16 protein-coding genes are annotated in these 19,218 nt (G+C 66.5%); 11 read left to right on the top strand and 5 right to left on the bottom strand.

Annotated elements, in window-relative coordinates:
• Positions 1-49: 49 nt before the first annotated feature.
• The 3 genes from ACFWF2_RS24800 to ACFWF2_RS24790 all read right to left on the bottom strand — a co-directional run bounded on the left by ACFWF2_RS24800 (position 50) and on the right by ACFWF2_RS24790 (position 2,596).
• Positions 50-1,360 (bottom strand): FAD-binding oxidoreductase, encoded by a 1,311-nt coding sequence (locus ACFWF2_RS24800; RefSeq protein ID WP_379309839.1) that lies wholly within the window; start codon positions 1,358-1,360, stop codon positions 50-52.
• Positions 1,361-1,432: 72 nt separating this feature from the next.
• On the bottom strand, positions 1,433-1,936 hold the full coding sequence (locus ACFWF2_RS24795) for a DoxX family protein (protein ID WP_379309838.1): 504 nt from the start codon (positions 1,934-1,936) through the stop codon (positions 1,433-1,435).
• A gap of 105 nt (positions 1,937-2,041) precedes the next feature.
• A complete protein-coding gene (locus ACFWF2_RS24790; protein ID WP_379309837.1) occupies positions 2,042-2,596 on the bottom strand; it encodes a carboxymuconolactone decarboxylase family protein in 555 nt (184 codons plus the stop codon).
• 78 nt (positions 2,597-2,674) lie between these two features.
• Between ACFWF2_RS24790 and ACFWF2_RS24785 the strand changes: the two genes are divergently transcribed.
• Positions 2,675-5,716, top strand: coding sequence for a tetratricopeptide repeat protein (locus tag ACFWF2_RS24785; protein WP_379309836.1), 3,042 nt, complete (start codon positions 2,675-2,677; stop codon positions 5,714-5,716).
• Positions 5,717-5,814: 98 nt separating this feature from the next.
• Here ACFWF2_RS24785 and ACFWF2_RS24780 read toward each other — a convergent pair whose 3' ends face one another.
• Positions 5,815-6,162 (bottom strand): hypothetical protein, encoded by a 348-nt coding sequence (locus tag ACFWF2_RS24780; protein ID WP_379309835.1) that lies wholly within the window; start codon positions 6,160-6,162, stop codon positions 5,815-5,817.
• A gap of 4 nt (positions 6,163-6,166) precedes the next feature.
• Between ACFWF2_RS24780 and ACFWF2_RS24775 the strand changes: the two genes are divergently transcribed.
• The 5 genes from ACFWF2_RS24775 (at position 6,167) to ACFWF2_RS24755 (ending at position 12,473) form a co-directional block, all read left to right on the top strand.
• Positions 6,167-6,355: a hypothetical protein gene (locus ACFWF2_RS24775; RefSeq protein ID WP_379309834.1), complete on the top strand. Its 189-nt coding sequence runs from the start codon at positions 6,167-6,169 to the stop codon at positions 6,353-6,355.
• A gap of 144 nt (positions 6,356-6,499) precedes the next feature.
• The gene (locus ACFWF2_RS24770) at positions 6,500-7,072 is read left to right on the top strand and encodes a glycosyltransferase family 2 protein (protein ID WP_379309833.1); all 573 of its coding nucleotides are present in this window, start codon (positions 6,500-6,502) and stop codon (positions 7,070-7,072) included.
• Positions 7,073-7,583: 511 nt separating this feature from the next.
• Positions 7,584-8,267 (top strand): hypothetical protein, encoded by a 684-nt coding sequence (locus tag ACFWF2_RS24765; protein ID WP_379309832.1) that lies wholly within the window; start codon positions 7,584-7,586, stop codon positions 8,265-8,267.
• A 1,248-nt stretch (positions 8,268-9,515) separates the two neighbouring features.
• Complete coding sequence (locus ACFWF2_RS24760) at positions 9,516-10,298, top strand: BTAD domain-containing putative transcriptional regulator (protein WP_379309831.1); 783 nt, start codon at positions 9,516-9,518, stop codon at positions 10,296-10,298.
• 453 nt (positions 10,299-10,751) lie between these two features.
• Positions 10,752-12,473 carry a hypothetical protein gene (locus tag ACFWF2_RS24755; protein ID WP_379309830.1) on the top strand — a complete coding sequence of 574 codons (1,722 nt, stop codon included), beginning with the start codon at positions 10,752-10,754 and terminating at the stop codon, positions 12,471-12,473.
• On the opposite strand, the gene ACFWF2_RS24750 is transcribed toward ACFWF2_RS24755, so the two are convergent.
• Entirely contained in the window at positions 12,440-13,219 is a 780-nt protein-coding gene (locus ACFWF2_RS24750) for a BTAD domain-containing putative transcriptional regulator (protein WP_379309829.1), read from the bottom strand. The genes ACFWF2_RS24755 and ACFWF2_RS24750 overlap by 34 nt on opposite strands.
• Here ACFWF2_RS24750 and ACFWF2_RS24745 point away from each other — a divergent pair.
• From ACFWF2_RS24745 to ACFWF2_RS24725, 5 genes are all read left to right on the top strand, one after another.
• Positions 13,206-13,592 (top strand): hypothetical protein, encoded by a 387-nt coding sequence (locus ACFWF2_RS24745; protein WP_379309828.1) that lies wholly within the window; start codon positions 13,206-13,208, stop codon positions 13,590-13,592. The two genes, ACFWF2_RS24750 and ACFWF2_RS24745, sit on opposite strands and share 14 nt — an antisense overlap.
• Before the next feature lie 63 nt (positions 13,593-13,655).
• Entirely contained in the window at positions 13,656-16,061 is a 2,406-nt protein-coding gene (locus tag ACFWF2_RS24740; protein WP_379309827.1) for a hypothetical protein, read from the top strand.
• Positions 16,061-17,311: a hypothetical protein gene (locus ACFWF2_RS24735; protein ID WP_379309826.1), complete on the top strand. Its 1,251-nt coding sequence runs from the start codon at positions 16,061-16,063 to the stop codon at positions 17,309-17,311. Before ACFWF2_RS24740 ends, ACFWF2_RS24735 begins: the two co-directional genes overlap by 1 nt.
• A 17-nt stretch (positions 17,312-17,328) precedes the next feature.
• The gene (locus tag ACFWF2_RS24730; protein ID WP_379309825.1) at positions 17,329-17,793 is read left to right on the top strand and encodes a hypothetical protein; all 465 of its coding nucleotides are present in this window, start codon (positions 17,329-17,331) and stop codon (positions 17,791-17,793) included.
• Positions 17,794-17,840: 47 nt separating this feature from the next.
• Positions 17,841-19,196: a hypothetical protein gene (locus ACFWF2_RS24725; protein ID WP_379309824.1), complete on the top strand. Its 1,356-nt coding sequence runs from the start codon at positions 17,841-17,843 to the stop codon at positions 19,194-19,196.
• The last annotated feature ends 22 nt before the right edge of the window (positions 19,197-19,218 follow it).

Here is a 19,218-nt window from a genome sequence, read left to right as displayed (position 1 = left end):
GCCGCAGAGCCACAAGGGTCTCCGGCTTGCGGTCGCTCGGCGCCGAGTCCTATCCGAGCACCGGGTAGTTCGACCGGATCACCCCCTGCGGATCCCGCGCCCGCTTGATCTCCCCCAACCTGGCCAGCGTCCCCGCGTCGAACGCGCTCGCCGCGGTCTCCTCCGGGGTGAGGAAGGTGTAGGGCTTGCGGCCGGTGATGCTGCCGCCGAGCGCGTCGACGATCTCGCGTCGGCGGCCCTTGACCGCGTCGGCGAGGTGCGGCAGGCCGAGGCCGAGCAGATACAGCAGGTAGGGCTCGGCGACGGGACCGCGGGCGCCGCCGCCGAGGCGGGTGGCGGCCAAAGCGCCGCCGAGGTGGCGGATCTGGATGTCGACCAGCGGGGCGACCGGGCCTTCCAGCACGGTCTTGACGACCGCGTCGTCGAGTGCTGTGAGCATTTCGGCGCGGGACAGCGAGGGGCTCGGATCGGTGGGCTCGGCGGTGATGGCGCCGAGGTCGGCCACCGCCAGCGCGCCGCGCGTATCCGTGACGGCGCCGCCGATCGCGTCCAGCGCGGCGAGCAGCGCCCGGCCCTCTTCCGCGTCGCCCAGGTAGGCGGCGTCCAGCGCAACCATCGGCGGCGCGTCCGGGAATTGGAAGCGGTGGAACCACACCGACAGTTCCGCGGGCGCGTCCGAGGTGAGCTGCAGGAACAGCTCGAACACCGCCGCGGTGCGGGTGCCGGGCCACATCACCCGGCCGCCGTAGAGCCCGGGCGCCGGGAACAGGTCGAACTCCAGTCCGGTCACCACGGCGAAATCGCCTCCGCCGCCGCGCAACGCCCAGAACAGCTCGGGATCGTCGTCGGCCGTCACCCGCGCCGCGGCACCGGTCGCGTCGACTATGTCGAAGGCGCGCACCGCATCCGACGCCCAGCCGTACTTGCGACCGAACCAGCTCAGGCCACCGCCGAGCGTGTAGCCGGTCACGCCGACCACCGGATTGCTGCCCGCCAGTCCGGTGAGCCCGTGCGTACCGGCCGCGGCCTGCACCGCACCCCATTGCGCGCCCGCGCCGACCTTCGCGATCCGCCGTTCGGCGTCGATCTCGACGCCGTCGAGCCGCCCGGTGCGCAGCAGGATCGCTTCCGAGATCCCGCCTGCCGCACCATGTCCGGTCGGCTGCGCCACCACGGGCACACCCGCCCGCGCCGCATGGGTGACGACGGCGGCCACGTCGGCGGCGTCGGCCGCCTCCACCACCGCGGCCACCGGCTGGCTGACCGTGATGTTCCACGGCCGCGCGGCTCCGTCGAATCCCCCGTCACCTGGGAGCAGCACCCGGCCACGCACCGCGTCGCGCAGAACTTCGAAAGACATTGTCTTTTCTCAACTTTCAGTAGTAGACGAATCGTGCGGGGCGCGGTCGCCGAGACCGCGCCCCCACCGGAACTAGGCGCGACGGAACTTCAGCGCGCGGGACAACGGCTTCGGGTCGCGCTGGGCCGGGGCGCGCAGCGCCCAGGAGGCCAGCGTCAGCCCCGCGAAGACCAGCGGGGACACCGTGTTGGGGGTCGGATCGCCGACCGCGAGATGGGAGGCGGCCGCACCGGCGTAGACGAAGAACAGTCCGGCGTAAGCCCATTCTTTGAGCCGCGGAAATCCCGGCACCACCAATGCGGCGACTGCGGCGACCTTGGCCACACCGAGGATCGTCGCGAAGTACATCGGGTAGCGCAGCCCGGCGAAGGTCTCCTCGACGTACGGGATGCGGGCCAGATCCCAGTACGCGCCCACCACCGACTCGGTCAGCACCAGGCCGGTGGTCGCGGCGAAGACAGCGAACTTGGTGCGCGATGCCGCGGAGGTGCCTGCGACGGAGTCGATCAGTGCCCGCACGCCGTGCGCCGGGGTTGCGCCGGGCAGCGAGTCCGGGGTCGCGATGTGTGTACTCATGGTCAGTGTTCCTTTCGGAGTTTCGGATCTTTCGGTGGGTGGCCGCCCCGTACCGGTATGACGAGACGGGGCGGAAGACTGTGACAAGAGCGGGAAATCGGCGGTTCAGGACTCGTCCGGCCGGACGTCGTGACGGACGAGCGGCCAGTCGTTGGCGACCCGCCCGACCAGCGCCACGTAGTTACCGAAGACGCCGAGAGCGACCTGCGCGACCGCCTCGACGAGCTCGGCGGCGGTAAGCGTTTCCTGCGCGGCGGCGAGTTCGGCGTCGGTGACGGCGCCACGGCCGCGGACCACGGCGCTCGCGAAGGCCAGCAGCGCCGCGGCTTTCGCATCGGCGGCGACACCGGAACGCGCGGCGGCGGCCTCCCGATCGGTGAGACCACTCACGCGGGTACCGAGAAAGCTATGGGCGGACAGCATGTAGTCGCAGCGGTTCTCCTGGGCGACGAGTACCGCGATCCTGGCCCGCGTTGCCTCGGCGATTGCGCTGTCGCGCAATGCTTTCGACAATTCGACGTAGCCGCGCAGCGCGGGCGGACTGTTGCCGATCGTCTTGATCAGATTGGGCGTGAGGCCGCACAGCTCCTGCGCCGCGTCGAACAATGCCGCGGTCGGGCCCGCGGCGATCTCCGGTTCGATGAGAGGAAGTCCTGGCATGGCGACTACTCTGTGCCGCCGAGTTGATAGATTCGCGATGCCTCCGCTATGGGTGCTCGATAGGAGGCGGGAGAAGGTATGCGGTTCAGGGTTCTCGGTGCTGTCGACATCACCGTGAACGGCACCGCGCTGACGGGCACCGCACCGCGACACCGGGCCGTCCTGGCTTATCTCCTGCTGCACGCGGGCCAGGTGCTCAGCGCCGAGCAGATCACCGACGCCGTGTGGGGCGTGCGGCCGCCCGACACCGCGCGTTCGCAGATCCACGCCGCGATCACCGCCATCCGCCGGGTGCTGCGCCAAGTGGGCGCGGCGGAGCTGCTGCAGACGCGCGGCACCGCGGGCTATGTGCTGAAACCCGGGCCGGGTCAGCTCGACCTCACCGAGTTCACCGACCTGGTCGCACGCGGGCGAGCGAGCGCGGCGACCGATCCGCGGGCCGCCGTGCGCACGCTGCGCGCCGCATCGGCACTGTGGCACGGCGAGGCGCTCGCCGACGTGAACGCCGACTACGTGGCGGGAGCCAGAATTCGACTGCGGGAGAAGCGGATCGGCGCCCTGGAGCGTCTGCTCGAGCTGGAGCTCACGCTCGGCAGGCACGCGGAGATCCTCGACGAACTCGTCGCCCACGCCGCGGCCGATCCGCTGCGGGAGCGGCTGCACGCCCAGTTGGTCCTCGCCCTGCACCGATCCGGTCGGCAAGCCGATGCACTCGCCGCCGCCCGCGCCTTCCGCACGGCGCTGGCCGACACGCAAGGGCTGGACCCCGGCCGCGCGTTTCTGGCGCTGGAACAGGCGGTACTCCAGGATGATCGGGCGTTGATGCTTCCCCAAGCCGCGCCGATCGACACCGCCCTTGCCGAACCGCACGCCGCCACCGTCGTCGACGGTCCCGCCGGAGCCGAGGCATCGACCGAACCGGTCAGCGTGAAGATCCACCGTCCCGTCGCCGCAAATCCGCACGGCGGCAACACGATCGATATCCACGATGCGGAGACGTCGCCGTCTATCGCGCGCCGTCCCGATTTCCTCCCCTACGACATCCCCGACTTCGCCGGACGCACCGACGAACTCGACCGGCTCACCGGCCGGGACGCGGGCGACGGACCGTCCGCGACCATCGTGGTGCTCGACGGCATGGCCGGAATCGGCAAGACCACCTTGGCGATTCACACCGCGCATCGGCTCGGCGATCGCTTCGCCGACGGACGACTCTTCGTCGATCTGCAAGGCCATACCCCGGGCAGCCATCCGGTCGAGCCGGGTGCGGCGCTGGAAGTCCTGCTGCGCCAGTTGGGCGTTCCCGCCGAACGCATCCCGGCATCCGATGCGGACCGCGGCGCGCTGTGGCGGGCAGAACTCGCCACCCGCTCCGTGGTCGTGGTGCTGGACAACGCCCTCGACGCCGAACACGTCCGGCCGTTGCTGCCCGGCGCTTCGTCCAGCCTGCTGCTGATCACCAGCAGACGCCGACTGATCGATCTCGATGGCGCCCGGTCCTTTTCGCTGGATCCGCTGCCCGCCGAGGACGCCATCGCGCTGTTCGGCCGGATTGTCGGGGCACGCGCCGACGCGGAACCACTCGCTGTCCTCGATGTGCTCCAGCTCTGCGGTTTCCTGCCGCTCGCCGTGCGCATCGCCGCGGCACGGCTGCACCACCGACCGCGCTGGAGCGTCGAATACCTGGCCGACCGGCTACGCGACGAACGGCGCAGGCTCGCCGAACTCGCCACCGCCGACCGCGGTGTCGCGGCGGCCTTCACGCTCTCCTACGAGCAGCTCGCCCCCGCCCAGCAACGGATGTTCCGGCTGCTCGGTCTGCATCCCGGACGAGATATCGAGCCGCACGCCGCGGCCGCGCTCGCAGGCCTCTCGGTGAACGAGGCGGAAGACCACCTCGAAGACCTGCTGGACGCGCACATGCTCGCCCAGCACGAAGTCGGCCGCTACACCTTCCACGATCTGCTGCGCGAATTCGCCCACAGCACAGCGACGGTCGCGGAGGACACCGACGTGCGGCGAGCCGCCACCGCCGGGCTCTTCGAGCACTACCTGCACCACGCTCGCGCCGCTGTCGATCTGCTCTTCCCCTACGGCGCCGACCAGCGCCCGGAACTGCCGGAGCCGGCCCGCGCGATTACGGAATTTCCGGACGAGACCGCGGCGGCGCGCTGGCTCGACGCCGAACGCGAGAACCTCGTCGCAGCGACCGCCACCGCAGCCCGCTGCGAATGGCCGACGCGGGTCGGCGATTTGGCGACCACCCTGCGGCCGTACCTGGACGGCAACTCCCGCCACTCCGATGCGGCCATCCTGCACGGCGCCGCGCTTCAGGCGGGCCGCCGCCTCGGCGATCGGACGTGCGAAGCCCGCGCTCTCACCGATCTCGGCTGGACCGCGTGGCGCCGCGGGGATTACGACGAGGCCGAAGCGCTGTCCCGGCGGGCCGTCGGGCTATGCCGGGCGACCGGCATAGCCTACGAGGAGGCCCGCGCCTACAACACCCTGGGCAACGTCGCCTCACGTCGCCGCGACTTCGAGTCGGCCAGAGAGCTTTTCGGCCGCGCTCTCGAACTCACCCACGCGGTGGGCAACCGGGTCGGCGAGGCGCACGTGCTCGGCAACCTCGGCGTCATCCTCGATCGGTGCGGCATGCCCGCGGCGGCCGCCGACCACCTGAGCCGAGCCCTCACCCTGCACCGCGAGCTGGGCAACCGGCGCGGTGAAGCCTTGGTGCTCGATCACATCGGGTTGGTCTACCGCCGCGACGGCCGGATCGGCCCGGCCTTCGACCATCACAGGCAGGCCGCGGAACTGTACGAAGAGTTCGGCGACCACCATGATCGCGCGGCCGCGATCAACGGTCTCGGCGAAACCGCCAGGGCGGCAGGCGATCCGCAGCGGGCGCTCGCCGACCACACCGCCGCGCTGCGGCTGGCCGAGAACCACGGCAACCGGTCCGAGCAAGCACGGGCCGAGGAGGGCCTGGCGCGGACCCACCACGATCTCGGCGACACCGATCTCGCCCGCCACCACGCTCGGCGGGCCTTGGCCGGGTGGCGAGCGCTACAGGTTCCCGACGCCGAGGACGTTCGCGAATTCCTCGACGGCTTGGGCTGATTGCCGGACGGTTGACCGAACCTGCGGAGATCAACGCGGGCGCCTGTTCCACTGGCTGACATACGTGGTCTGCCTGAGGGAGAGGACGAGGCGTCATGTCAATCGACGTCGGGAAAGCAGCGGCGGCGAGCCGGAGTGGCGGTGCGGTGGCGCTCGCAACGCTGTCGGCGGGCGGGCTTCTCGCGGCCGCGATCTGGGTGTCGAGCCGCTTGGATGTGAGTCCGGAACTGCATCGCCTCGCGATGTTCGTCCACCTGGCAGCGCTGGTCGTCGGGCTGGGCGCAGTGCTGGTCGGCGACTTTTCGGCCCTGCTGTGGCTGACCCGGCGGGTGACGACCGCGCAGATGCTGCGCGACATCGGCCGATTGCATCTGCCGATCTGGGTCGGCCTCGCGGGTCTGGGGCAGCGGGATGCTGCTCGAACCCGAATTCGAGATACTCGCCACGCGCGTGAAGCTGGCTCTGGTCGCGATTCTGCTGGCCAACGGGATCCAAGCGATGGCGCTCGAACGGCAAATGGTCGCGGCGGGCCGCCAACTAGGCTTCGCACTCGTTCTGCGCGGTGTGCTGACCGCCCTGTTCTCCCAGGCATGTTGGTGGTCGGCGATGTGGATCGGCTTCACCGCGACCCAGTCCTGAACAATTGACCGGTATTGATTGTCCTGGCGGACAGCGTATTACGGTCAACGCACGGCACTGCTGCACTGAACCCGGGCGCAACCGGCGACACGTGGTCGACGTGGTCGAGCGGCCCCCCATGACGCAGGAAAGGCCCTCGACGCCATGATCGCCACCCTCGCCGACCCACAGATCGGCGTCGTGGGAACCCGCATCCAGACTCCGGCCGGCGAGCCCTACCCCAACGGCCGCCGCTTCCCCTCCACCACCCTCGCCGCCCGCCACGCCGTCATGAGCGTGCTGCGGCCCGGCAGCAACTCCGCCAGCGCCGAATACTTCGGCCCCGCCATCGGCCGCCCCGACGCCGACCAGGTCGTCGACTGGGTCTCGGGCTGCTCCTTGATGATGAAACGCCCTCTGTGGGAGCAGATACGTGGCTTCGACCCCCGCTACTGGATGTATCTCGAAGTCGCCGACCTCGCCTGGCGCCTGCGCGAGAACGGGTACACCACCGTTCTGTCCGGCCCTGCCTGGGTCACCAACCACGGCGGACAGTCCGGCAAGTTCCGGCGCAACCGACCCCTGTGGCACCACCACCGCAGCGCCGCCTTGTTCTACGTCCGCACCCGCACCGGCTGGCGGCGCATCCTCGTCCCTGTCGCCTTCGCGTTCCTCAGTATCCGTCTCGCTGCGCTTGTCGCACTCAACTCCGCCCGCCGTCTCACCACCCGCGACTGACCCTGGGGGTCGACCATGGCCTACGCATCCTGCTGGCTGCTCACCGGCACCTGGCACACCCGCTACCGGACACAGGGAGAGAACCGACACCATGTTCCAAGTGCAGCCGGTGACAGCCAGACCGGGCTATGCGACCGCCATGGTCAACTGGGCCGAGCAGACCAGCCCTCACTCTTCTTACCGTCACACCGGTTCTCAGCTGCTTTGAGCGCTCCAACACGACCGGCGTCGAGGGAGCGGCGCGGCGAGAATCGATGCCGCTGGCCGTTCTCAGCGCAGACCTCCGGCAGCAGTGCTGGGTGGTTGGTGTACGTGCTCTCCCGCATCAACGACGAGGCGGGGCTCTTCCACCCGTCGGCGAGATCGCCCACGTCTTCAGCTTCGCCGAGATCAGCCGCGCCACAACGAAGGAGCCCTCGGCGGCGGTCCTGGCCGAAGTCGTGTACCGGCTGCCGGAGTTCTCGGCCACAGTGGCAGCCACGAGTGCTGGTACTTCACCATCGACGCCGGGGTGGAGTACGAGCACAAGTTCACCCTCGACCCCGACATCGACATCGACATCGACATCGACACGCTCACCCGGGGCATTGCCGAGGAGATCGGCTGCGGGGAACCGGAGTACCTGCGACCCGAGTTCGCCAACGCCTTCGAGATGGGGCAGTTCCACAACTACATGTTCGAGGTCACCGGACCGACCTCGGCCGACTGCGGGTACGCATCGTTCATCCCCCGCCGGGCGGGCGGTCACGTCATCAAACGCAAACGGTTCACACAGGACGGATTCGCCCGCTTCGAAACCAAAAACATTGTCCCTGAGGAACACACCGACATCGCGCAGATGCAGTCCTACCTGCACCGACGCCTAGGCCTCGACGTCAGCTACCTCGGGGAGTTCACCCGTACCTGGTTCGACAACAACGTCGAAAGCGTCAACACCGGACACATCTACTCGATCATGGCCGACCGCTGCGTATTCCCAGAGCATCCCGGCACGGCACTCCAGCAGCTCGAGATCGAATACCTCCGGTCCCGTGGCAGCGAACGTGACCGCCGTAGCGAGATGATCGATGAACTCGGCTCCCTCCGCCGCTGGACCATCCGCCACCTGGCAGAACAACCGATCCCGGCGGAGCCGAGCCACCTGTCGAAGTACACCTTTCTCAGCAAGCTGGCCCATCCCCGCCCGGCCCTCTGAAGGCAACAGCGTTGGCGGGGTGACGCACTTGGGGCAGGGTACGCCCAGAGCCAACGTCAGGCGTGCGGTCGGGAGGCGCACTGGGCGCTGCCCGGCGTAGTGTGCGAAGCACTCGTACCGGGCGAGCATGTGCTGGCCTGCCCCGGCCGTTTACCCGAGCGCATGCCGGTCCGGCCCATCTCCCCCAGGCCGAACCGAGCACGCGGAGATACTCACCTTCAGCCGACCAACACGCACGGCCGCTTCGCCTCCGACTGTGCCGTCAATCAGGTGAAGCCGCCGCGCTGTCGGTATTGCATCGGCTCCGCTGTGTCGGGGTCTGGCCGTAGGGTGGCGGAGTGCCGAACTCCTCTAGTGCCGACAAGCATTCGAACGATGCCACCGCAAGCTCCTCGTTTCGATCGGAATTCGCGAGCTACTACCCGCCGACCGACGGCGAACTGCGACGTTTCGTCACAGAAGGCCTCGTCGTGCTCGACACGAACGCCGTGCTAGACCTTTACCGCTTCACCGACAGCACACGCGAGCAGTACCCCCCAACTCGACGACTGTTGACCACCCAGACGTCAGCTACTAGGAGCGCAGCGTCAGCATGCTGGACACCTGATCAGAATCCAAACTGTTGAGTTTCTGTGTAGTTTGGGCAAACCACGTCAAATCTCGGGGACGAGAAAACCACTCCGGCCGAGGTCGGAGGGGTTTTCTGTCGGGCTGACAGGATTTGAACCTGCGACCACCTTACGCTCGTTCCAGTCAGTCGAACCCTGCCGTTGGCGTCAAACGCTACTGATAGCAAGGCTATTTAGCGGCGGTGTATGAATAGACGTCTCCCCGTCGTCTACCGTGATTCCGGTATGCAGAGCGGCGCCAGGCCTCACGGCTCGGCGAGGTCTCAACAACAGTGTGTGGTACCTGTCGGCCCAGCGCCGCACTGACGCCCCATCACCACCACCAGCACGAAGGTCTGTGCTGTTTTCGACCGGGTAATCTGCATGGGTTTTCTGCGGAGTCGGATCATCCGCCTCTATGGTGTCAGACCGCCGAAGCTCATAGTCCCGGTCGGGAGGCGGCTTCCCACTGCGATCGACCGCCCCCGCCTACCTGTCGAACCGGACTTGCCGAGGTGGGTGGATCCAGTCGCCGCAACTCCCATTGGCCTCATCGCCTTGACAAATTCCGTTCACCCACCGTCTCATTGATAGCAGTCGGGTCTTATTCACTTGTGCAGGGCTCTGTGGGAGGGCTGCGATGAGCACCGATCGGCCGACACCCGTCGTCGAGAATGAGATCGCATCAACCGTTGAGAGCGTGCGTGCGGCAGAAGCGGACCGGTCATGCCTGACGCTGTTCGGAGCGTTCGAGCTCGAGGTCGCGGGCGCTCGCATTATCCTTCCGATGCATGCCCGGCGTGTGCTCGTGTATCTGTCCTTACATAAGATGGCCGAAAAATATTGCAACAGAACAACTGTGGCGCAGCAATTGTGGGCGGACTCGTCACTCGAGCGGTCCCGCGCCAGCCTGCGAACCGCTTTGTGGCGGATAAATCGTGCGGGTGCCGGGCTCGTGTTCTGTGACAAAGAGCGGGTCAGCGTTACAGACGCTCTGCAAGTGGACGTGCATCAGTTCAGGTCACGGGCAGAGCAACTGCTGAGCGGAGCTATCAAGTGCCAGCCGGCCGACATCCGACTGCTCCAGGCAAGGCCCGACTTGCTCAGCACGTGGGACGAGGATTGGCTGGTGCTATTTCGTGAACAGTTGCGATTGCTTCGGCTGCATGCGCTGGAAATCGCGGCACGCAACCTGTGCGTGCATGAGCATCACGCCCAAGCGATCGATGCGATTTTGCCGGTCATTGCCGAGGAACCGTTGCGTGAATCGGCGCACGCGGTGCTGATCAGCGCGCACCTCGGCCTCGGAAACGCCGCCGAAGCGCGGCGATGCTACGACCAGTTTGCCGCCAATCTCTGGGCAGAGTTGCGGCTGCGTCCGTCGGCAGATCTGATGCCCGGCGTTGTCGCAACGTGGTGCTGACGTGCTCGGAATGCAGATTTCGGAACATCGAGGCGATGAGATATCCGCCGACGCTACGATCGCGGCCGACCGCGTCGTTGTACCGATCGTATTGCCGAGCTCCATACGGTTGTTTGACAGCTCGACGACGACAGCAAACCATGACATGTGTGATCGGCCAGGTCAGAGGAAGTCCCCTGATCGATCTGCGGCAGACGCCGAGCACCTGCCGGAAGCCGGCGGCGCCGCAGCCACGCGCACCCAGCCGGCGAGCGGGACCTTCGTTCGTCCGGACTCTTCGAAGTGAACTCGGCTCTGCCGTCCGTGGCAAAGATCGTATGGCTCTTCGTCAGCAGGCCGTCGGCCGCCCGACCACAAGGGGTTCTGACTGGCCGCGCGAGCGGTTGACGCGACCCGATACGGGAGTGGTGCAACATCGGAGGCCACCCACACACTGCGCCGGGACGGACCTGGATGGATTCTGCAGTCTTCGAGAATGCGCCGCCACCGACAGTCGTCGACGGTCGCTTGATCGTTCCGATCCACATCTTGGATTCGGGCGCTGACGTTTCGTTCGATGGGGCGAGCGCAGGGGCGGTCGTCGACGCGGCGTTGACCTACGTGGTGGGACCAACAGGCGGATACCCGTTCTTCGATCTGCGGCAGACGGTCGGGAAGTGCTGGATCGACGGCGTCCTGCTCGATCCGGATGTCCTTGTGGCGCGAAATGTCGGTGCGTCAGGACAGAGTGTGCGAGTGATCGACACCTTTCAGCGGGCACGGTCGATCCACCGCCTGCGGGTGGTCTATAAGTTGAGAACGCCATCAGCGGATCTCCGGGGTGCCTACCCTCCGGTGCTGCTGTGGTCTGCCGGCCCCCGGCTGCGCTGGTCGTTCGGCATGTCTGATCTGTACGGGGGCCGATACCTCGAGGCCTGGTTTCCGTCGAATCTGCCCTTCGATCACTTTCCCTTCACGCTTGGCGTTCGGATACACAGGACACCGATCGAGCATGTCGTGATCACCAACGGTGATATCGAGATCGCCGGTTTCAACCAATGGACCGTCCGCTTCCCTGAGTGGTTCACGACAATGTCGCCGCTCGTCGAAATGCATGCGGTAGACACCGTGCAGGTCAGGGTCGCCCAAGCGATCCTGCCGAGGTCGAGTCGCGAAATCGCCGTCCAGGCATGGAAGTTCGTCGGGGGGCCCGATGATCTGTCCAGCAGCCTGGCGCGGCTGGCGTCGTCATTGTGCGACTACGAAACGCGCTACGGCGAGTTCATCGGGGATCGGTTCGTCTGCCTTCTTCATGGCGCCGAGGGCGGCATGGAGTACGCGTGTGCCACCACTACCTCCGCAGAGGCAATTGGGCACGAGCTGTTTCATTCGTGGTTCGCCCGCGGGGTCGCACCGGCCTCGCAGGCCGATGGTTGGTGGGACGAGGCGTTCACCCGATTCCACGACAACGCAGACCGTGTATACGTCTCGCTCGATTCTCGCGCCCCGCCGACAGAGCTGTGCTCGCGAGACCCCTTTCAGCGCGCTACCCCCGTGACCTCATATGATGTCGGAAGCCGAGTCTTCCGCGGCATTGCCGCGTTGATGGGAGCGGACCGGCTGCGCGCGGCAATGCGGGAGCTGTATGAAGCCCAGCGCCGGAACTCGGTCTCCACGCCCGCGCTAGAAAGCCATCTGATCGCGAAGTCCGGAGTGGCAGAGATCGTCGACGTCTTTCATCGATTCGTTTACGGCTTCGGCGATCCCACTCCGGAGCCCCGGCTGCGAGTCGAACGTGTGTGGGTGCGAATCAATGACGACGACGGGGAGGTTCACCAGCGCCCGAAACCAGGGCGGGGCAACTGGATCCACGTACGAGTGCACAATGCCGCCGACGCGGGTTCGTGCGATCACTTCGTAGTCGTCCTCGCTGTAAGGCCCCGCAGCGCGGCGCCTTTTGTCTACCCGACAGACCTATTCCCGTGCGTGGCGGCGGTCTCGGGCTTCGACCTCGAACCCGGACGGACGCGCACGCTGTCGGCGCAATGGCACGGGCGAGACATTCCGTTCGACCCGAGGGGTTCCTCGTTGCTGGCGGCGGTGCACGCGCGGCGTTGTCACCCCACACCCGGTATCTGTGTATACGCGCAGTTGACCACCGCTCAGCGCGACCTGCCAGCCGATGCCCGCCTCTGATCAGCATGTTGCCGCCCTGCGTTGGAGTCGGCGCGCACCGGCGTGCCCACCCGGCCGTACAGTTCGGGTGACGGCCGAAGTGAGAGTTCGCTCCACAGCATTTCGGCGAACCTGTCGAACTGACGGCGGGCCTCGACGGCATTTCCTTCGCACAGATGCGCCTCGATGAGTGCGGCCTGCGCCGACTCCCGCAGCGGCTCCTCGGCGACCACAGTCAGAATCACGTCGATCGCCTCCGGGTATCGCCCCTTCGCGGCCAGCTTTCGGCCGGCCACCTCGAGTGCATGAAGACGTAACTGCCGCAACTGTTCTCGTGCGAGCAGCAGCCAGGTCTCGTCCCATCCAGGCAGCAGGTCGGCGTTGCGGGCCATCAGTTGCGCGCGTTCGTGCGGGCAGTCCACGGCATCGGCCAACAATCGTTCCGCGTCTCTGCGGAGGTGGTGCACGTCGACGGTGACATCATCGGCCAGCATGACTCGGTCGTTGCCGCCGACGATCAGACTCGGACTCGCCCGGCGAATCCGCCACAGAGCCGTTCGCAAGCTCGCACGCGACCGCTCCGCCGGCGCGTCCGGCCACAGACGCTCTGCAAGAACCCCACGGTCGCAATCATGTTCGGATAGCTTGTCCAGCGCAAGATATGCCAGCACCCTTCGAGAATGCATCGGCACGGCGAAGCCTGCGCCGTCGACGCATAAGGTGAAACCACCCAGAAGGGACACCGTCGGATGCTTGTCGACGACCATCGACGTGCTGGGGACTCGTGACAAAGGCATCAGAATTTCCCTCCGTCGCCAGGCCGGTGGGGCGGACGACACCGAGAACACAAGTGTGGCAGATGGAGCGCTGCGTGCGCGTCAACACATCGTCAACGCCGACGGACCGTTGACGCGCGTCGGCACGCCGACGCATGAGGGTGAGACTGTGATAGCCGACGACAGCCGCGTGATCGTGGTGCGGGCATGGCGCGATTCCGACCGGTTGATCATCCGCGTCCTCGCGGGCGCACAACATCCGGCGTCCCGGGAATGGGTGTTCGCCGACATCGATACTGCATGCCGACAGGTCGCCGCGATCCTGCACGAACTATGCCCCGAGCGGGCAGATACGAAGCATTGACGCACTCGCACATCCGCGGCGCGCAGGGTTGTTTGGAAGACCCGCTACTCGGAGGTGAGCACGGTGCGAATCGACTCCTATGTTGAGGCCGACGGCGACATGGAGGCCATCACGTCGCCCTTTGCTGGACTCACGCCTCTGGAAACAGACGGCAGCAGCGACGAAGAACCGGTGCTTCCTGAATTCGGTGAAGCGCCTTTCGATGGATTTTACAGTACCGAATCCCCGTTCGGGGAGGACACCTACACCGAGGAAGATCTCGCTGCCGACGAGATCGCCGATTTCCTGGAGTCGCTGCATGACGAGGATTTCGAAGACGCGCTCGAGCAGCTGTTGAACGAGGGCGCCGCCCGTGTCCTCGCCGATGCGCAGCAGTGGTCTGCCCCACCTTCGGAGGCAGAGGCCCGTGAAGCCGTCGAGCAATGGATCGCTCCGCTCGTCGCAGAATGGGAACGCGCGATCGACGGCATGGAAGCTGGGCTCGAGAGCGCCGAACTCCACGACATCGCGGAGCAGGAACTCGACGAATTGCTCGAATCGTTGGAGCCGACGACGGGGTTCGAATCCGAGGCGTTCGAAAACTTCCTCGGCAAGTTGGTCCGGAAGGCGACGAGATTCGTCAAGAGGAAGATCCGCCAGGCCGTCAAGTTCGTCAAGAACCCGGTCAAGGGCGTCGTCGATATCGCCAAGAGCGGCCTTCGCACGATAAAGAGCGGCATCAAGACCATCGGCAAGTTCGTGCTCGGTCCGATTCTGGCGAGATTGAAGAAGGCAGGGCTGGCGCTGCTCAAAGGGGTCGTGCGTAGGCTGATCAAGCCACTGACCCGCGTCCTTCCGGCATCTGTTCGACCACTTGTACCCGTTGTCGCCAAAGCCCTCGGGATCGGTGAGGCCTCCGACGGCGAGACCGACGAAGGCGGCGTCGACGAGATGGGCACCGCGGCCGAGATGGCCCATGCATTCGACCAGGAACTGCTTCAACTCTATCTCGCGGACGGCGAGGAGGTCGACGCGTCCGAGCTCGACGAATCCTACGAGGACGAACCCGAAGCGGACGTCGTCGCCGAGCTCGACGATGCCCGCGCGCGACTCGCGACGCAACTGAGCGAATACGAAGGCTCGGACGCACCGGTCGCCGAGATCGAGCAGTTCATTCCGGTCGTGCTGGCGATACGACCGCTGCTGAAACTGGGCCTGAAGGTAACCGGTGCTCGTGGGAAGCTGATCAATCTCATCGCTTCGCCGCTGGCGAAGCTGATCAAAGGCATGATCGGCCGGAAGGCGGCTGCAACGATCGCACGGGTTGCGGGTCGGGACCCATCGAAGATGATCGCCCGAGCCGTGGTCGACGTCGGTTTCACCGCGCTCGGCCTCGAGGCAGCGGACTATGAACAGGATATCCCGGGCGAAGCGCTGGCCTCGGCGGTGGAGGCCACCGTGATGCGTGTGCTCGACGAGTTGCCCGAGGAGGCGCTCACCGACCCGCTGCAGGTATCCGCGGCGGTTCAGCGTGCGTTCGCGGAGTCTGTCGCTGCTTACCTGCCCGATCGACTGCTCAAGTCGGACCTTCCCGAGCGAGAGACCGCCGAGGAGGGCGGATTCTGGGTGATGATGCCGCGATCGACCCGGCCGCGCTACCGATTCCGCAAGTACACAAAGGTTTTCGCGGTGCCGATTCCGCGGCAGGTGGCGCGGGCCGTGCGGTGGTCCGATGGCGGCACCCTCGAGTCGTATCTCCTCGACCGGGGTGTCGACAAGTGGCCGGTGCAAGCGGAAATCGACCTCTACGAAACGATGCCGGGCACCGTTCCGGGACACTTCACGCGGGACGAGACGCTGCCTGCGGCCGAGGCTCCGTCGGCGGACGAGTTCCAGCCGCTCACCGCCGAGGCAGCAGGACTGCTCCTTCGCGAACCGGCGTTGGGCCGCGGCCGACGCGTCGTGACCCGGGCGGGCTCGTATCGCCCGGTGCCCGGCCAGCGATACTTCCGCGTTCGCGCCGCCAAGCTTCCCAGCCGTCGCGGGCGTCGGCCGCGCAGACCGGCCACGGTGCGCTGGGATCCCACCACCAAGCGCATGCGGATCGCGATCCGCCTGACGGAGCGTCGTGCCCGCCGCCTCCAGGCTCGCCTTCAACGGTCGTCACCCGCAGGCCAGCGTGATCTTCCCGCTGTGCTGACCGCGCTGCGCGAAGTCGTCCTGCCACGGCTGCAGTATCGGATCGCTCGCAGACTCGTCAAGTCCTCGATCGTCAAGGATCCAGTTGCCGCGGCGCAGTTGGCAGGCGCGATCGCAGGGTCGACGACCACAGGGATCTCGACCTATCTCGTCCAGCGCGGCGCTCAGTTGGCAACCGCTGTTGCCGACCCCGCGGATGGCGTCACGATTACGGTGACCTTCGACGGCCTGACCGATAATCCGTCGCAGGTACCCGCACCGACCGTCGCCGCGACACCGGGGACGGCGTGATGCCGGGCGACTTCACTACGGAGGCGGCCGCACTCGGCACCGAGGCGCGCCACTGGCGCCGCGCATGCGCGGCGCTCGGCGATCTCGACATCGGCGCGGCTGCCGGGGCCTGGAGGGAGCTCGAGTCCTACCTCGGCGTGAGCGTCCGTTCCAGTCTGACGGCGCAGGCAAGGCGGTTGACTGCGCTGGCCGATCGTGTCTTGTTCTCGCTGCAGGCCTCGCAGACGGCCGCCGATCTACAGGCAGCACGATCGGAGCTGCTGGCCGTGCGCCGTCGCTACGCTCGCGCCGAGGCCGTGGTCGACTTCTACTCGGACGCCGTCAACACCCGCACCAATCCGCGCATCGCCGCGGTGCTGCGCGGTCTCGACACGCTAGCCGTCGACAGCATGGATCGTGTGCTCAGGCCGCTGGGTATCGATACCCCGCCGGTGCTGACGTACCTCGACAAGGGCATGGGCGCCTCGATTCTTCGTGCGGGCGCACGACTCTGGGACGCTTCGCTGTCACCCGCGGCCGCCATCAAGATCACGCGGCACAATCTCTGGCAACCCACGTCACTGGTCCACGAGACCGGGCACCAGGTGGCGCACCTGACCGGCTGGAAGACAGAGTTGGCTGCGACACTGCACGAAACCCTGCTGCCGCACAGCGAACTCGCCGCCGACACGTGGCGCGACTGGGCGAGCGAGGTGGCCGCCGACGTCTACGCCTTCGTCCTGCTCGGATTCGCACCCGTCCCCGCATTGTCGGCCGTGGTGGACGGACCATCGCGCGCCGTGTTCCGGATGCCGATCGGCGATCCCCATCCCATCGCCGCACTTCGCGTCCAGTTCAACGTCGCACTCTGCCGATCATGGTTCGGCGCCGGTGAGTGGGACGCTCTCGGTGCCCGATGGATGGCGAGGCACCCGCTCGCGAAAGCCCGCCCGGAAGTGGCTGCCGTCATCCAGGCCAGCCTGCCGCTGCTGCCGGCGGTCGTCGACACGTGCACGAGAAGGTCTATGCAGGCGTTCGGCGGTGTGTCCCTGGCCACGCTCGCGGATCCCCGCCGCGTCGCCCCGGCGGAGTTGAACCGCCTCGCCGACCGTGCGGGTCCGTCGCTGTACACGTCGAGTTACCTGCAGCGACAGGAACCGATGCGCATCCTGGCCCTCACTGTCCTGCGCGGGCTGGAGTCGAAAACGGCACCAATCGAGATGGAGACGTGGCTGCGGCGCGTCGGTGGCGAGCGATCCAAAGCTGCATAGGAGCGAAGGAGATACCGATGGACACCAATCCGAAGGACTCACCCGAATCTGTCTCTGTCGACGTGATGATCCGGGCCCTCAAGGCACTCGCCGGCGGTGCGCCGGACCTGGACAACGCCCAGCGACGGCTGCCCTGCCAGTTCGCCGCCCTCCGCACTGCCCACGGCGACTTCAGGACCGACGGGGGGCTGCGCGCCTTCTTCACATCGCCGGTACTGCTTGTGTCCGGCTACGGCTCAAAGGCCACGGCGACACTGACGTTCGGCGCCGGAACGTTGCCTAAGGAAACGACTCTAGTTATATCGCGCGGCAGGTTGACGGAATCAAAAGATTTTGATGTCGATCCGGACAGGCACACGAAATATTCGATCGAAATCACGATACCCGACTACGGGGAAGATGTTCTGTTGGTCGAGGCAGTCGATCCGCAGGGGGTCCTGCTCGGCTTTGGAGTTCCGACGGTTCCCGTGGCGCCCGGCTAGCACGAGTCCACGCAACAGCGACCGACGCTCACACTGGAGACAGCGAAATGTTCCGTACACTTGTCAACGATCCGAGCATTGCACCCAGTTCGCCCAGGGTAGTTCTGGCAGACGCCTTGCTGTCGACCAGCCCGTTGCAGTTGAGTAGGTGGTTGGAGGAGGTCTGGTCGCGTGGAGGTATCGCCGACGACGTCGGCGTGTGGAGCAGAATCCTGACCTCCGCTCCCGCGCCGAACCCGTTGCCCCTTGTCGATACCAATCCCCTAGGCGACGTCGTGGGTAGGACCCGCCTACCCATTAACCTGCTCGCGACCTTCCGGTCGGGAGTCGCCCCGAATACAGCGACACCGATCGGGCCCCAACCTTGGTCCGGTGACATCGGGCCGCTCACCGGAACCGCGGCTCCTCCCATCTGGCGGCACTTGCTCTACGCGTACCTGGTCGAGTCGACAGGAATCTTCGAGATCCTCGCAGAAGTCGTAAGGCGCTATCTCGTTGGCGAAACGCTGCCGGCTCCCACCACCACCACGTCAGTATGGGTCCGTTCGACCGAGGAACTGTTCTTCCGCGATCCACCGTTGTTCAGTGCCGGTGGCCTGCTGACCAGCCAACTACGCCCCAACGCGCGCGTGAACCGGCGCAATGCCTACTGGCGAATGTTTGGCGTGGACCTTCCCCACCCACACGGAAGCGGAGTCGACGGTCAGCCCTGGAAGCGCGATGCCGGTGCAACGAGCAACACCAGATTCCTCGAAATCTGGAACGAATTGCTACGGCAAGTGTGGCTGGGATTCGAACACGACACCAACTCGTCGGGCCCCAAACCGACCGACGGGTCCTACATCGCTTACCTGTGCCGGACGCTCAGCGAGATGCTCCAGTTGAGGCGTCGAGGTGGCATGCTCGCCCGCGAAGAATTCGCCTACGTGACCATGCTCAGTTGGTTCCATCTCACGGTCGAACATGACACGTCACTGGTCCTCGACCTATCGGCCAACGCCGGTGGGGCTGGCAACGCGGCAGATCGCCTTGCCGCCATCGGTGCTCGCGTCGGCGTCGCGCCGTCGCGACAAGCACGCGAACTCTTCGAGTTGGCAGATCTGGTCTCGCCACTCATGTGGGCGATCGAGGTCGGCATGTTCAACACGCCCTCCGCTGCCGACATGCTCTACCGCCACGCCAATCTCGGGGGCATCTCGACGGAGATCGCGCGACTGATGAACCGGATCATCGACCTGTGGCAGTCCGCCACCGGCGAGCGGGTGAAGGACCTTGCGGTGACGACCAGACCGTCCTCGCAGGTCCGCTCGGCGCAACCGACGAAAATGCTCCCTGGCGGACTCGTGCCCACCGCGCAGCCGTCTGCAGTGTCGACGAACGGTCAACCCGCCGGCCGGCGCTGATCGAGTCAATCGAAAGAGAGCC

Origin of the sequence: Nocardia sp. NPDC060259 (genome assembly GCF_042728775.1) — a bacterium.
In the GTDB taxonomy this organism is placed as follows: domain Bacteria; phylum Actinomycetota; class Actinomycetes; order Mycobacteriales; family Mycobacteriaceae; genus Nocardia.
This window is presented reverse-complemented; position numbering and strand designations above follow the sequence as displayed.

Bases quoted from the DNA above. Each gene is read 5' to 3' on its own strand.
- ACFWF2_RS24800 (WP_379309839.1), bottom strand. From the start codon at position 1,360: ATGTCTTTCGAAGTTCTGCGCGACGCGGTGCGTGGCCGGGTGCTGCTC.
- ACFWF2_RS24795 (WP_379309838.1), bottom strand. From the start codon at position 1,936: ATGAGTACACACATCGCGACCCCGGACTCGCTGCCCGGCGCAACCCCG.
- ACFWF2_RS24790 (WP_379309837.1), bottom strand. From the start codon at position 2,596: ATGCCAGGACTTCCTCTCATCGAACCGGAGATCGCCGCGGGCCCGACC.
- ACFWF2_RS24785 (WP_379309836.1), top strand. From the start codon at position 2,675: ATGCGGTTCAGGGTTCTCGGTGCTGTCGACATCACCGTGAACGGCACC.
- ACFWF2_RS24770 (WP_379309833.1), top strand. From the start codon at position 6,500: ATGATCGCCACCCTCGCCGACCCACAGATCGGCGTCGTGGGAACCCGC.
- ACFWF2_RS24760 (WP_379309831.1), top strand. From the start codon at position 9,516: ATGAGCACCGATCGGCCGACACCCGTCGTCGAGAATGAGATCGCATCA.
- ACFWF2_RS24755 (WP_379309830.1), top strand. From the start codon at position 10,752: ATGGATTCTGCAGTCTTCGAGAATGCGCCGCCACCGACAGTCGTCGAC.
- ACFWF2_RS24750 (WP_379309829.1), bottom strand. From the start codon at position 13,219: ATGGTCGTCGACAAGCATCCGACGGTGTCCCTTCTGGGTGGTTTCACC.
- ACFWF2_RS24735 (WP_379309826.1), top strand. From the start codon at position 16,061: ATGCCGGGCGACTTCACTACGGAGGCGGCCGCACTCGGCACCGAGGCG.
- ACFWF2_RS24730 (WP_379309825.1), top strand. From the start codon at position 17,329: ATGGACACCAATCCGAAGGACTCACCCGAATCTGTCTCTGTCGACGTG.
- ACFWF2_RS24725 (WP_379309824.1), top strand. From the start codon at position 17,841: ATGTTCCGTACACTTGTCAACGATCCGAGCATTGCACCCAGTTCGCCC.